Consider the following 13,034-nt stretch of genomic DNA (forward strand, 5'->3'; position numbering starts at 1 on the left):
TTACTCATTGATAATTTCATGCATAAATTTTCTAGAAATTCTATTTTTCCAATACAGCAATTCAATACCCTTCCTATCTAATTTTCGTCAAGTACAGTATTTTTGTCTTCAGCCAAATTCTCACGTAGCACTTCTATTTCTTCAATGGATAGTTCTGTAAACTCAATGATTTCATCTATTGGCTTTCCCTTAGCTAGCATTTTTTTTGCCATTGCTATTTTTTCTTCAGCTCTACCTTCATTAAAATTTTCTGCTAGAGCAATTTCTTCTGCATCTTCCTGCAATTTAGTCCTAATATATAAGTCGTATTCTGCTGGGGTAAGCTTATACCGTTCAATCATATGGTAAGCATCTAATACCTTACTGCTCTTAATATCTTTAGGTGGTTCTGTCTCTTGCGTTGCACATTTGAATAGATGTAACCACTCATCAGCAACACTCATTAATTTCGTTTTTTTAAATTTTCCAAGCTCTATAAATACATAAGAGAGGTCAAATAAATATTGTTTATTAGTAGTAGTCTCAATATTTTTATGAATACTTATATAAGGTACTTTTTTGTCAAATATTCTAGTTTTTACCAATGAAATCACCATTACTGGCAATAAATCAAAGTGAGTTAAACCTTCTGTAAGTTGTTGAACATATGAATGAGCAGAATAATATTGTACTCTTTTTAAATAATCGGTTTCATTTTTTTTCTGCATTTCGATAATGTACCAGTTTCCTGATTCATCTTTAACTTTTAAATCAAATACACTTCTCCTACCCTTATGAATACCTGCTAATTCTTCTACTGGAATAAATTCAATTTCCTTAATTCTGTACATTTCAGATAAATCAAGAACACTATTAAGAAATTCTTTTAAATTCTCCTTATCACGGAAGATTTTCTTAAACAAACTATCATTTGTTGGGTCTAAATATTTTTCCATATCAACTACTCCCTTTTCCTTCAATATTATCAACTCCATCATCTTCTGAAGCTTGCGAGCATATGTACAAAAACAAAGCTCGCATGCCTTCATTGAAAGCGGTGTAGTTGCTTTCTTGCAGAAAGTTGCTGCGATACACACCACTTAATTGAGCCAAGTCTTCTAATACTATTCTACCATCTTCTCCACTAAAAATCTGCAAATAAATTGATTTTAATTGCTCTTTTGTAAGTATTGAGGGTGGAGATGGGGTTGCTGAAGAGTTAATTGATAGTTTCATTTTGTTGTCCTTGCATTTGTTGTTGGATTTGTTGTTGTAAATGCATCATCCTACGTTGTTGTCTAAGCTGTAGTACTTCTTGTTCACTCTTGAGGATTGAGCTTGGTGTTCCTCTAAGCTCGCAAAATAGTTTAAAACATTCATCCCAGTTGATGTTATCGTAAATCTCAGGGTAGAAATTACTAATGCCACTTCGTTGGAAGAAGCCCAATACTTGTTCAACGCTAGATATGGTTGATGATTTCTGAGCTTTTGATAATGGTGATACATATTCAATATCAATATCGGGCGGTCTAGTTGCTCCCTCTGGGATCGGTACTCTGTTGTATTTAATTAGAGTTTGATATATCGCAGTGATTAACGGGTTTAGAAATTCCGTCTCGATTCTACCAACCATTGGTGACATTAACCGATATTGTTCCTCCGTTCTAATTTGCACCTCAGTGGCAGTCATTTCTTTGTTTTCCTTCTGCATTCTGAATATATCAACATAGAATGCCTTAAATATCGCATCGCGGCATTGATTTTGCTCGATTTCAGTCGGTAGGATACTCTCCATGCCAGTTAGGGGCATTATTTTATCCGCCATACCATTACGGTAAAAGTTAACGCTACCCGGAGTAGTGTAAAGAGGTAAGTAATATCCATCCTTAGGCACTAATAATGGTGGGTCTAGTTGTTTTTGTGCTACTTTCAGGGTAATTTGTCTTAAATTATTGAGCAGTTTTATATCAGGTAATACGTGGTGAGCGGGAGCATATCCATACACTTGACCTTCTTCTTTAATCCATCGCGTAACAAAAAATGGAAAGTACGAATAACCTGATTGACTGATAATTTTTTGTTCAGCGAGATGGATATATTCTGAACTATAGGCAAGTGTTGTCATTAATCTCTTTGCACCTTTGCCACTCTGATTCTGACTTTGTGGGCTAACTATGTGCAATATTTCTACTGTTTCATCAGGATTCTTGGCTAGTCTTTCCTTAAAATCGGCAAAGTCTGGCCATTTAGCTGATGCGGCTTTAATTGGCATGGTAAAGAGTCGGTACATTGTATTGACAAAACCAAACTTGTCTTCCTCAAAGTAACATTCTTGTAAATTAATATTACGGAAAAATAGAGTTTGGGTTAACGCTGGATCTTCTTCGACATAGAATATCGCTGTACCAAAGGCAGCTAGATTTAGGAAAAACTGATGTATTTGATTATAGAAATTAGAAGCCGGATTGTTGAATATGTCCATTATGGCTTTTTCTAGCATTTGGGCTAGGGCGTGTCATCAATTAAGTTGACAGGAGTGTTTGTTTGTTGTGTAATAGAGAAAAAATTAAGGATAAATCTTCTCTATGCGTCGATATGCTCTACGTGACGATCAATGGGATCGGATTAAAGATAACCTACCTGGAAGGAAAGAGTCTGTTGGTGTAACAGCCAAGGATAATCGCCTATTTGTAGAAGCAGTCTTGTATCGATATAGGGCTGGTATACTCGATGAAAATCAACAATTGCGTTGTTGTTGTCCAAGACCTGCGGTGCTCACGTACTAATGTACGCTGTGCTCCTCGGCTTGGACACTCCTAGCACTTGTTGATTTTGATCTTCGTCTACCAACTCTTCATTTACGAGCAGTATATACCTTGGAGAGACCTACCTGAACGTTTTGGAGATTTTCGAGTGATTCACCTACGTCATTCAAGGTGGAGCAAGACAGGTGTGTGGAAAAAGGTTTTTGAGATGCTGGCTGAAGATGCTGATAACGAGTATGCCATGATTGATTCAACCATTGTTAGGACTCATCAACATAGTGCTGGTGCTAAAAAAAAGAGTTAGATGATGACCAAGCAATTGGACGAGGTAAAGGGGGGCTGAGTACTAAAATCCATGCCACATGTGACGCTCTAGGGAATCCAACGGGATTCTCTCTTACCCCGGGTCAAGCTCATGATTTGCAAGGATCTGATGTTTTGATGAATGAATTGACGAAAGCGGATGCTGTACTTGCTGATAAGGCTTATGATGCCGATGCACGTATGCGAGATAAGCTGAAAGATAAGGGATGTATAGCTGTGATTCCCCCAAAGAAGAATCGTGTGAATCCAGCTAATTATGATAAGGATCTCTATAAAGCTAGGCATTTGATTGAGAACTTTTTTGCAAAATTGAAGCAATATAGAGCTATTGCAACACGATATGACAAAACATCTCAGAACTTTTTGGGTGCTGTTTATATGGCTTCCATGGTAATTTGGCTCAATTGATGACACACCCTAGTATGTTCAGTTCAGCTGATGTTAATTGCTGTTGGTATTGATTTTCATCCTCAACTACTATGCTAAGGTTAAACCAGTTCATCGCTGGATTAACTAGCAAGCTTTGCAAACCTGAAGCTAATTGCTCCCTTGACCAAATGGAAGTTGAATCAAATATTACCTTGTTAGTTTCAGTTTGCGGGCAAACATATTTCTTCAGCTCATCCCATATCTGATTCCATTTTTCCCGTTTGGTTTTGAGATTATCAAAATATTCAATCTTTTTGTTTACATCATTATCATGCATAGCTAGTAGCTCTTGTGTTTAAATTGGAGTTGTGTTGTAAGTATGGTGTCCCTAAGTTTTTTGATACTTTCTTAAGTTTCTTAATGAATTCAGTATTATATAACACTTCATGGCTATATTTTTTGCCACTAGCTGCAGTCATGCTAGGTAAGCCTAGAGTTAAACCTTCAATATCCTTAAGCGACACGATCTTGCCAAGAGATTCGTGCAACGGTGGTAAATCTTTTAATTGTGGCACTGACCGCATGCTAAAATGTTCCAACGCTTGTTTTAGACCACCAAGTTCAGGTATGGCTCTTTTTTCTAATCCTGATGGACCGTATCTTGCTATTCGCGACAAGTCAGCACCTATACTTGGATCATTGTTGTTAAGATTAATTCTTTCGAAACCAGCAAGTTTACGACTAATATCGGATCGGTTCATATAATGAGCAATACCAACAAGTGGAGATAACATTTTGATTCCCGAACCTATCCCAGCAAGTATTGAACCCTTAACACCAATCGCTCCTAAGCCTGCCCCAAGTCCAAAAGTTAAAGCTGTTAGCCCCAATCCCTGTACTAGCCCAGTCTCTCTCGCAGATTTTTGATACTTACCAGCTCGCCACTCTAAATCTCTGCCATAGCTATCCAACTGGCTTTGAGCAGCTTCCCCATAACTTCTTAACTGGTTTTGCAACCCTTCAGCATTCGACTGCTGCCTTGTATAGTCAGCAGTTATTTGCTCTTGTCTGTTCTGTTCTTGTTTGTATTGTTCAATCATGCTGAGTAATTGTTGTCTAGCATTATCAAAGTTACTAGTATCCTGCAACAATCGATTTTGCTGTGATTGGTAGTTAGCAAGCTGATATTCAAGATTAGCTTTTTCCCTTGTTAGCTGTTGATGCTCTTTGGTGATGCTATCCATCGAATTGCGTATTTTACTTTCTGTTTCACTACGTTGCTTTTTTAACAATTCAACGTCTTGTTGATATTGAGCAATATGGCTACCGGCTTCCTCTTCGGTTAAACCTTTCAAACTTTCTCTTCGCTGGGCTACTTGATCATACAGGTTTTGAAATTGACCCGGTAATTGCTCTACCTCACTTATTTTGAAATCAAGGGCGGGAGCTTTCTGTTTAAATGCTTCAAAAGCTTGTTTTAGTTGATTGGCTGATTCGGTCAAACTAGCTCTTTGTGATTCTATGTTTCTTAAGCCACTATCATATTGTAGAGTATGATAATCTAGTTGGTGTTGCATATCATAGCTTCTCGAGCTAGCTTGATACTGTTGCTCCTCTAAAGAACGTAAGACCTGCTGAGCTTGTTGCAATTGCTGTGACAAATTATTGATAGTATTTTGTGCTTCACTGGCATAATTACTATAACGATCTCGTGACTCATTATAGAGATTCTTCTGTCTTGCTGTATCAGCTCCAGTAACGTACTTGTTAGATGCAGCAAACGCTAAAGCACCAAGTCCTAGTAAACCGATTATTGGCCAAAACATATATTACTTTGCCTTAATTATTTATTAATTACCATATTTCATCATCAATTCTTGCTTCTTCTGCTCCATCATCTTTCCAACGCATTATAATCATTCATTACTTTACGATGTTGCACTATATCATATTGGGACTGCTGCTGTTCATTACCAGTTTTAACGTCCATAGACATATAACAAAAGCTTTCGGTGATATCAGTCGCCCTAGAGGAATTAGAATGCACTCCTCTTTTGGTAGCATCAAATTCGTAGAGTCCGTTAATGCCACGTTGACATTTTTCGGCATCTATTCGGCACGTGCCTAGCAAATTTCTTGCTTTAGTTATCATCTCTTCTCGCAAATATTTCCTGCCAACAGCAAAGGGTGAGAAGCCCACTTTCTCTGCTACCTCATTAGCTTGTTGTAATCTTGTATCCAAAGTTGGCATTTGCCTTCGACTCATATCATGGGGCAATACGTTACGTCCATATTGATAGGGTCTAGTTCTTAAATGATTCAAGTAAAACTCTAAATCTTTGCCTCGGTTCATGTAAAAGTCGATAATATCTATGTAGTCTTGTTTCTCTTGGACAAACCAAATTACTGTATAATCAACAATTCCTATATCCCAGTAAGTATGAACCTGATAGGCTGGGTCATATGGTACATAGCCAATACGCCCCTGACTTTCAGCTAGTCGTAACTGTTCAACAAAAGTACCACCTTGATCAGCTCTCTTGTAACGATAGGCTTCAAAATCACAATAAAACTCTCGACGAATTTCCTCATCAGTCATATCGACAGAATCAAGCTTACTTTTATCGACTAAGGGCTTTCCCTCATGATCTGTAGTGTCTTCGATAGTTTGGATTTGACAAAATACCTCGGAATTATCTCGATATTTTAAATATAATTCCTCACCATGTGTTAGTTTTGGGTTATCACTTGGCGTATACAGGTAAAGTAGCCAAGCATTATTCCGAACTACCATTGGTTCGATAACACAACTCATAGCCCTTGGATCATGGTAGGAATATTCCGAAATAACTGCTCCCTTGATACCGCTACCCCTAATAGTAGCATAACGATCACTACCAACAAACTGAATCACCGAACCATTTTTAAATAATATCCGTTGCTTATATTGCTGACTTCGAGCAATGACCCCATCAGGGATAAATGACATATAGGGACGACCCGACAAAGTCATACCGTCCCACACTGACATTTTAGCCTGATTATAAGTGGGGTAGACGTACCAATAAATGCCTACTTCTCGAATAGCACTAGCAGTGATCCAATTAATGCCCATAATATCTTTACCAGCTCTTCTATGCCAAATAGCTATGGCTTTCTTACCACCGCTATACAAATACCTCCACAAAGGTAATTGGAATGGGTAGGGTGACCAGTCTACTGGGAATTTAAAGCTTTTAGAGCTAGGGATATCTTTGGTAACTTTAGTTAATTTCAGCAGTAGCAGTTTTGCTAATGTTTCTCCCAGCCTTAATATTACTTTTCTTCACTACTGCTACTCTCTGCTCCGTAAGACTCTACTCCAAAGTTACTTACATCAATCATCCTTGCCATTTCCTTATCTCTTGCTTTCTGCTCAGCATTATTAGCACTTTTCCTATTACTCCTATCATCATTTTTTCTAGTTTGATATTTCTCCGAATTAGCTTTAAGATATTCCAGCAAAGACTTAGAGCAATATTTTCTCTTAGTAGCAATTGGTTGATTATCTTTGTTATAGGTGATGTCCTCATAGCCATTAATAGCCCTGTCATACAAAACCCCTTCTGCTTTATCGACCGCATATTGCAAGGCTAATTTCACACATTTGTTTAAATATTTGTCTTTGTGAATGATCAAGGGCAACTGCAAAGGCAAAACTGCACTATTTTTAGCAGCAGAAAGGCTGTTTCCGCTTTCGCATAAAGCCTGTAAGAATAGTATAACATTTTCCTGCGAACCAAATTTGCTTATTGTCTCATTCGATAGTTTCTCTAAATATTTATTGAACAACCCATAATTCTTAGTCATCTACCACTCTTTGAAAATTCTTTTTATTTTCTTAAGTCTTATTAGTTGCGTTCATTATAGCACTTTTCTATCTCTTTTTCCAGTGATGTTTTATATTATAATTCTTGTCAGTAAGTTATTTTCTATTGTTATTAAATTTTTGCTGGATTTTTTTTATATGTTGAACATTATTGATAATTATTCTCATGGCTTCAAATTTGTGTATGGTTAGCAATATAGAACATCTTTTGGTAAGTTACCATCAGTGGCTAGAAGAGAAAACAACATGGAAACAATTAAAAGATTAGGTGGAGATAACTACCCCTTATCTTGACTGCCATAATGACTACATCCAAATTTATTTAAAGCAACAAGGAGATAGTTATATTCTCACTGATGATGGTTGGACTATCGATGATTTAAGCCAATTCAGTAGTTTGCCTGATTCTGTTAAATGGCAAAGATTTCTAGAAACGACTCTTAATGGTTTTGGTGTACATAAAAATAATAATGAAATGTTTGTTAAAACCAATCAGCACAATTTTGCCTTAAATAAACATAATCTTATTCAAGCAATTCTAGCAGTTAATAATTTTTTAATAACGAACGATTAATTACCTTAAAAAAAATTTTTGCAAACGCCCCCCTATGCCCGATTTTATGCCGCACAGTCCCCCTACTGATTTCGCGGGCGTTTTCTGCCAAAAAATGAAAAAAACTGACAAAAATCGTACAAAATCTTGCCAAAATAGCTATCAACAATCAATTTAGGGTAAGGTCTTTTGGTACTCAGTCAAAAGACCAACCCTTTATAGCCCGCGTTACTCTCAAGATTTCTAAATGTTCCTAGTTCCTTATGCTATTTACATATATTAAAGCCAATTCGGGATAAGAATTAGTTAATTCTTATCCTGAATTGGGGTAAATTGTAATCAGGTTTTGACCCCTTTAGAGCAAAGATTGTAACGAAAAATGCCCCCTCTAAAAAAGTAACAATATCTCCAAAAAATTAATATTTTAAATATTTTGTTAAGGAGTTTTTAGGGAGTGTTTATCGTGGAATCAATTGCAAAAATACGCAAAATGTATCATGTTGATGGCAAAGCAATTAAAGCAATTGCCAAAGAGCTTAATATACTGCTCGTAAATGAAGAGTTGGTAGACGAAGATCAAAATCAACAAGTGCTAGGAGTGTCCAAGCCGAGGAGCACAGCGTACATTAGTACGTGAGCACCGCAGGTCTTGGACAACAACAACGCAATTGTTGATTTTCATCGAGTATATATCAAAAAATACCGTTAAGAAAGTTATATACTCAATTAACCTGAAGAGTTGGCAAAATGATTAATAAGTTATAGTCTGAAATTGGTCAGTTATAAGAGTAAGCAAATTACCTTTGTATTTATCAATATTACCAAAAAATCTATCTATAGCTTCTGAGAATTGAGCAAAATTATGGTAAAATTTATTATTTGTTACAATTCTATGCATAAATTTCCATAATCGTTCAATCGGATTAAGATTAGGGCTATAGGGTAAAAATACTAATTCTATTTTGCTATTTACTAGATACTCCTTTACTTTCTTTGACTTATGATACCCGGCATTATCATATATCTTCTCTTTATTAGGATTTTCTGCTTCTAATTTTTGTAGAAAATTGATTATATAATCACCGTTTACTTTAGGATTATCTGTGCTAACTAATTGTAAATCAGATAAATTAATTGCTCCTATTAAATGCTTCCTTTTCCAGCCACTAAATGTTGGTAAAGTTTTATTTTGATTCTTTCTGATCCAACCATAACGGGCTTTTGTTTGATACTGAGGATGAACGCTATCCATAAAATATATAGCTTCTTTAGCCTTGAGATTACCTTTTAACAAACTATATTCTAGCTTAAATAGTTCTTGCTTATCTACATCAAGCTTGCCGGGTACGATTTTGGCTTTTTATATACAAAGCCTAATCTCCTTAATAGCTTTGTTACTCCTGCTATTGTATAGCTAACACCGTATTTTTCTTCTATGTAATTGCTGATATCTTTGGCATAAACATAATTACATATTTCTAAATGCTCTATTAACTCTTTCTCTTCTAGCTCACTTAGCTTACTTGCACTACCACCGTTAGCTGTCTCTAATTTATTAAATTTTTGATAATCTCTGACATGCTTTCTTATAGCTTCTTCACTTAACAGCAATGCTTCTGCTATTTCTCCATAGCTCCAACCTTTATCATACAGCAAAACTGCCTTAATTCGGTCACATACTCTCCTATCTCGTTCATTACCATGACGTGACTTCAGTGCCATTCTTTGTTCAGATATTAAAATATTTCCCATAATCATATTCTAGCTTCTTTCTTCTCTTCCTTCAACTCTTCATTTACGAGCAGTATACTAGTCATAATCAAATAATTACCGCTGATAAAAATAGTTTTCAAGAATTAATTTATAATAATGGAAACCAAAATGAGGAAATATTTTAAAGTGGTATTTTGACAACTTGAATTATATTTTTAGTAATTAAAGCTAGGGTGTGTCATCAATTGAGCCAAATTACCATGGAAGCCATATAAACAGCACCCAAAAAGTTCTGAGATGTTTTGTCATATCGTGTTGCAATAGCTCTATATTGCTTCAATTTTGCAAAAAAGTTCTCAATCAAATGCCTAGCTTTATATAGATCCTTATCATACTTAGCTGGATTCACACGATTCTTCTTTGGGGGAATCACAGCTATACATCCCTTATCTTTCAGCTTATCTCGCATACGTACATCGGCATCATAAGCCTTATCAGCAAGTACAGCATCCGCTTTCGTCAATTCATTCATCAAAACATCAGATCCTTGCAAATCATGAGCTTGACCCGGGGTAAGATGGAATCCCGTTGGATTCCCTAGAGCGTCACATGTGGCATGGATTTTAGTACTCAGCCCCCCTTTACCTCGTCCAATTGCTTGGTCATCATCTAACTCTTTTTTTTAGCACCGGCACTATGTTGATGAGCCCTAACAATGGTTGAATCAATCATGGCATACTCGTTATCAGCATCTTCAGCCAGCATCTCAAAAACCTTTTTCCACACACCTGTCTTGCTCCACCTTGAATGACGTAGGTGAATCACTCGAAAATCTCCAAAACGTTCAGGTAGGTCTCTCCAAGGTATACCAGCCCTATATCGATACAAGACTGCTTCTACAAATAGGCGATTATCCTTGGCTGTTACACCAACAGACTCTTCCCTTCCAGGTAGCTTATCTTTAATCCGATCCCATTGATCGTCACGTAGAGCATATCGACGCATAGAGAAAATTTATCCTTAATTTTTTCTCTATTACACAACAAATAAACGCTCCTGTCAACTTAATTGATGACACACCCTAGAGCGGGCAATTGTTTTCAAAATGGTAAGTCAATTTCAAGTTGATTCAGCTCATTATCGATGATAGAAACAATTAACTATTTTTTAATTTAGTCTAATTAACCGGAGGAAATATTATGAGTATCAGGCTTCTAACCGAAATGTTGATAAAAGGAATGGTGGAGACGAAGGGAATCGAACCCCCGACCCTCTGCGTGCAAAGCAGATGCTCTACCCCTGAGCTACATCCCCAAACCGTATTAATGATAGGTAGCTTATATACCTTTTTACAGGCAAGGTCAACAAACTTGTTTGAAAACTTAATATTTAGGCTAAATTTTTGTTCTGTCCCAAGGTAATGCCTTGCCATCAGATCCAACTACCAAATCTCCTGATACATCATATTCTGCTGCTAAAAAAGAAGATTTACCTGATATAAGTTTTACAGGCCTAATTTTTTGTCCATTATGAAAATACTCCTTTGCCTGTTCTCTAGAGGTTGGGTTATTTTTAGACGCTGTTTTAGCTTTTGACATATATGTAATAATCTCAAATATTTTTCTATAATATACAAACCTAAGTACAAAATATCTCACCTTTAATATTTGTCAAGAAAAAGCTGTGAAATGATGTAATAGTGAATTATAGTGTATCACTACAATTATATCATATTTTATTAAACCACTAAGATGTTTAAAATACTTCTAAAAACATTTTATGAAAGAAATACGCTTATTGTCTCACAAGAGTTACTTGGAAAGGTTTTGTGTTTTGGTAATATAGAAGCACGAATTATTGAAACAGAAGCTTATGTTGGAGAAGATGACCCTGCTTGTCATGCAGCAAAGGGCATAACGCCCCGTACAAAGATTATGTATGGTTCTGCAGGTCATGCATATGTATATTTGATTTATGGTATGTATTATTGTTTAAATATAGTAACAGAAAAACAGGGATTTCCAGCTGCTGTATTAATTAGGGGAGTGTATCAATATAGCCCTTTACAAGTTTTACTTGATGGACCTGGTAAATTATGTCGTACTCTTGGAATTAATAAAACCCAAAATGGTCAAGATGTAACTAGTAATAAGTCTTTTTGTATTATTGATGTAGGTAATACCCCTAAATTTATTAGTACTCCTAGGATTGGTATTAGCAAAGGTACAGACAGACTTTGGCGTTATTTAGTACTCTAATCGATCAAACATATCCTGAACCCCTTCAACTACTTTTCCAATTATCCCTACATCCTCTTCTTTGATTTCTAGCATTGGAGGTATTAGTTCAGGGTCTTTACGAGTTTGAAACAATAATTGTTCAATAGAATGCCCAGCTTCATTAGGGCTTAGTAGATTTTGACTTTTCCATAACTCTGCTATCAAGCATGCCAGTTCAGAATGAATAGTTGGGACATCCTGTTTGGAACTAAAACCTACTCCTTCGATTTTAATATGATAACCTTTTTTATCTAATCCATATTCTTGTAATATTTTATCAACTTCTCTTTGAGTAGCAATTGCTTGACGTTGAATATAAGGATTATTACTAACAAATAGAATGATATAATCTTTGTGTTCACCAAGAGTCCCTTTTAAAATCTTATTAACTAGAGTAGCTGCAGCATCACGAGCAGTAGTAGCCGTATTAGGTCGTGTGTTATTATCACCTAGTTCGGTATTTATTACTTCAGCAGAAATTCTCTGGTCTTTATTAAGGAAGTTATTTAATAAATCCTCACTCATCAGGCTTTCTGTGAGTATTTTTGGGTCTGTACTCGCATAATTAGGATATACTCTTCCAGGAAAAAGACCTTTTGGACATTCTTCTTTTGTTGTATATTTAATGAAAGGCTGTGTTATATCTAAGGCAATATTATAACTTTTAGCAAGTGATTCAAGATATGTCTTCCCTTCCTCTGTGCGAGCCAAATCTTCTCCAACTAATAAAGAAGCATCTAATTTATTAATATCTCCCTTATCTTGCCATATTTTTAGCAACTTGGCGTATGTTTCAGGGTTAATGCCATCAATATTAGCCCATAATGGTCTTGCTCCGGTCAATACTAACACTGATCCATTAACTTTAATCTGTTCTATTATTTTATTATAGTAAATTATCCGTGCCAATAAGCCAATTCTAGAGGCTCCAGCAATCCAGCTTTCAGTATATTCTTGATGCTGAGGCGATATTTCATCAATAAGTCCTAATTGTCTAGCAGCTTCAATATGTTGAGATGCATATTTAGTCATCCAATCTTCACTGGTTAATTCGTTACGCTCCTGACCAACCTTACGATTAAATGCATTCTGAGCAACGTATAGTAACCAATCTTCAACATCTCGTATGTTTAGTTCATTAGTAGCTTTAAATAAATTTTTACGCAATAATTTAGCATCGAATC

General features: G+C 36.0%; 15 protein-coding genes, 1 tRNA gene and 2 pseudogenes. 5 read left to right on the top strand and 13 right to left on the bottom strand.

Features of this window, described 5'->3' with window-relative positions; genetic code table 11:
* Positions 1 to 77: 77 nt before the first annotated feature.
* The 3 genes from AAGD29_RS00755 to AAGD29_RS00765 are packed head-to-tail and all read right to left on the bottom strand — an operon-like array spanning position 78 to position 2,479.
* Positions 78 to 935 (bottom strand): Rpn family recombination-promoting nuclease/putative transposase, encoded by an 858-nt coding sequence (locus tag AAGD29_RS00755; RefSeq protein ID WP_341758137.1) that lies wholly within the window; start codon positions 933 to 935, stop codon positions 78 to 80.
* Position 936: 1 nt separating this feature from the next.
* Positions 937 to 1,215 carry a hypothetical protein gene (locus AAGD29_RS00760; RefSeq protein ID WP_341758138.1) on the bottom strand — a complete coding sequence of 93 codons (279 nt, stop codon included), beginning with the start codon at positions 1,213 to 1,215 and terminating at the stop codon, positions 937 to 939.
* Positions 1,199 to 2,479, bottom strand: coding sequence for a portal protein (locus tag AAGD29_RS00765; RefSeq protein ID WP_410521158.1), 1,281 nt, complete (start codon positions 2,477 to 2,479; stop codon positions 1,199 to 1,201). Before AAGD29_RS00765 ends, AAGD29_RS00760 begins: the two co-directional genes overlap by 17 nt.
* Before the next feature lie 85 nt (positions 2,480 to 2,564).
* On the opposite strand from AAGD29_RS00765, the pseudogene AAGD29_RS00770 reads away from it, so the two are divergent.
* Positions 2,565 to 2,702, top strand: a pseudogene (locus tag AAGD29_RS00770) (IS5/IS1182 family transposase); the annotation flags it as partial.
* A gap of 148 nt (positions 2,703 to 2,850) precedes the next feature.
* Positions 2,851 to 3,476, top strand: a pseudogene (locus AAGD29_RS00775) (IS5 family transposase); the annotation flags it as partial.
* Here the strand turns inward: AAGD29_RS00775 and AAGD29_RS00780 are convergent.
* The 4 genes from AAGD29_RS00780 to AAGD29_RS00795 all read right to left on the bottom strand — a co-directional run bounded on the left by AAGD29_RS00780 (position 3,469) and on the right by AAGD29_RS00795 (position 7,286).
* The gene (locus AAGD29_RS00780) at positions 3,469 to 3,774 is read right to left on the bottom strand and encodes a portal protein (protein ID WP_341758140.1); all 306 of its coding nucleotides are present in this window, start codon (positions 3,772 to 3,774) and stop codon (positions 3,469 to 3,471) included. The pseudogene AAGD29_RS00775 and the gene AAGD29_RS00780 overlap by 8 nt on opposite strands.
* Positions 3,767 to 5,263: a hypothetical protein gene (locus AAGD29_RS00785; protein ID WP_341758141.1), complete on the bottom strand. Its 1,497-nt coding sequence runs from the start codon at positions 5,261 to 5,263 to the stop codon at positions 3,767 to 3,769. The genes AAGD29_RS00780 and AAGD29_RS00785 overlap by 8 nt, the downstream gene beginning before the upstream one ends.
* 68 nt (positions 5,264 to 5,331) lie before the next feature.
* Positions 5,332 to 6,612, bottom strand: coding sequence for a hypothetical protein (locus AAGD29_RS00790; protein WP_341758142.1), 1,281 nt, complete (start codon positions 6,610 to 6,612; stop codon positions 5,332 to 5,334).
* A gap of 140 nt (positions 6,613 to 6,752) precedes the next feature.
* On the bottom strand, positions 6,753 to 7,286 hold the full coding sequence (locus AAGD29_RS00795) for a hypothetical protein (protein ID WP_341758143.1): 534 nt from the start codon (positions 7,284 to 7,286) through the stop codon (positions 6,753 to 6,755).
* A 287-nt stretch (positions 7,287 to 7,573) separates the two neighbouring features.
* Here AAGD29_RS00795 and AAGD29_RS00800 point away from each other — a divergent pair, with 287 nt between their 5' ends.
* Both AAGD29_RS00800 and AAGD29_RS00805 read left to right on the top strand, forming a co-directional pair.
* Positions 7,574 to 7,879 carry a DUF1828 domain-containing protein gene (locus tag AAGD29_RS00800; RefSeq protein WP_341758144.1) on the top strand — a complete coding sequence of 102 codons (306 nt, stop codon included), beginning with the start codon at positions 7,574 to 7,576 and terminating at the stop codon, positions 7,877 to 7,879.
* Between the two features lie 442 nt (positions 7,880 to 8,321).
* Positions 8,322 to 8,495: a hypothetical protein gene (locus tag AAGD29_RS00805; protein WP_341758145.1), complete on the top strand. Its 174-nt coding sequence runs from the start codon at positions 8,322 to 8,324 to the stop codon at positions 8,493 to 8,495.
* 114 nt (positions 8,496 to 8,609) lie between these two features.
* Here AAGD29_RS00805 and AAGD29_RS00810 read toward each other — a convergent pair whose 3' ends face one another.
* The 5 genes from AAGD29_RS00810 to AAGD29_RS00830 form a co-directional block, all read right to left on the bottom strand.
* Entirely contained in the window at positions 8,610 to 9,152 is a 543-nt protein-coding gene (locus AAGD29_RS00810; RefSeq protein ID WP_341758146.1) for an IS630 family transposase, read from the bottom strand.
* A gap of 32 nt (positions 9,153 to 9,184) precedes the next feature.
* Positions 9,185 to 9,610: a helix-turn-helix domain-containing protein gene (locus AAGD29_RS00815; protein WP_341758147.1), complete on the bottom strand. Its 426-nt coding sequence runs from the start codon at positions 9,608 to 9,610 to the stop codon at positions 9,185 to 9,187.
* A gap of 202 nt (positions 9,611 to 9,812) precedes the next feature.
* Positions 9,813 to 10,576 (bottom strand): IS5 family transposase gene (locus AAGD29_RS00820; RefSeq protein ID WP_341757317.1). Its coding sequence is split into 2 segments (ribosomal slippage): positions 9,813 to 10,241 and positions 10,244 to 10,576, totalling 762 coding nucleotides; the frame shifts between segments, so codons are not numbered across the junction.
* A gap of 234 nt (positions 10,577 to 10,810) precedes the next feature.
* A tRNA-Ala gene (locus AAGD29_RS00825) sits at positions 10,811 to 10,885 on the bottom strand.
* An 80-nt stretch (positions 10,886 to 10,965) separates the two neighbouring features.
* On the bottom strand, positions 10,966 to 11,169 hold the full coding sequence (locus AAGD29_RS00830; protein ID WP_341758148.1) for a hypothetical protein: 204 nt from the start codon (positions 11,167 to 11,169) through the stop codon (positions 10,966 to 10,968).
* Between the two features lie 153 nt (positions 11,170 to 11,322).
* On the opposite strand from AAGD29_RS00830, the gene AAGD29_RS00835 reads away from it, so the two are divergent.
* Positions 11,323 to 11,829 carry a DNA-3-methyladenine glycosylase gene (locus tag AAGD29_RS00835; protein WP_341758149.1) on the top strand — a complete coding sequence of 169 codons (507 nt, stop codon included), beginning with the start codon at positions 11,323 to 11,325 and terminating at the stop codon, positions 11,827 to 11,829.
* Here the strand turns inward: AAGD29_RS00835 and AAGD29_RS00840 are convergent.
* Positions 11,818 to 13,017, bottom strand: coding sequence for a hypothetical protein (locus tag AAGD29_RS00840; protein ID WP_341758150.1), 1,200 nt, complete (start codon positions 13,015 to 13,017; stop codon positions 11,818 to 11,820). The genes AAGD29_RS00835 and AAGD29_RS00840 overlap by 12 nt on opposite strands.
* Positions 13,018 to 13,034 lie beyond the last annotated feature (17 nt).

Source organism: Candidatus Tisiphia endosymbiont of Ditula angustiorana (assembly GCF_964026425.1).
In the GTDB taxonomy this organism is placed as follows: domain Bacteria; phylum Pseudomonadota; class Alphaproteobacteria; order Rickettsiales; family Rickettsiaceae; genus Tisiphia.

Excerpts from the sequence above, each read along its gene's own strand:
- AAGD29_RS00755 (WP_341758137.1), bottom strand. The coding sequence starts at position 935 with ATGGAAAAATATTTAGACCCAACAAATGATAGTTTGTTTAAGAAAATC.
- AAGD29_RS00765 (WP_410521158.1), bottom strand. The coding sequence starts at position 2,479 with ATGCTAGAAAAAGCCATAATGGACATATTCAACAATCCGGCTTCTAAT.
- AAGD29_RS00835 (WP_341758149.1), top strand. The coding sequence starts at position 11,323 with ATGTTTAAAATACTTCTAAAAACATTTTATGAAAGAAATACGCTTATT.
- AAGD29_RS00795 (WP_341758143.1), bottom strand. The coding sequence starts at position 7,286 with ATGACTAAGAATTATGGGTTGTTCAATAAATATTTAGAGAAACTATCG.
- AAGD29_RS00785 (WP_341758141.1), bottom strand. The coding sequence starts at position 5,263 with ATGTTTTGGCCAATAATCGGTTTACTAGGACTTGGTGCTTTAGCGTTT.
- AAGD29_RS00830 (WP_341758148.1), bottom strand. The coding sequence starts at position 11,169 with ATGTCAAAAGCTAAAACAGCGTCTAAAAATAACCCAACCTCTAGAGAA.
- AAGD29_RS00780 (WP_341758140.1), bottom strand. The coding sequence starts at position 3,774 with ATGCATGATAATGATGTAAACAAAAAGATTGAATATTTTGATAATCTC.
- AAGD29_RS00760 (WP_341758138.1), bottom strand. The coding sequence starts at position 1,215 with ATGAAACTATCAATTAACTCTTCAGCAACCCCATCTCCACCCTCAATA.
- AAGD29_RS00815 (WP_341758147.1), bottom strand. The coding sequence starts at position 9,610 with ATGGGAAATATTTTAATATCTGAACAAAGAATGGCACTGAAGTCACGT.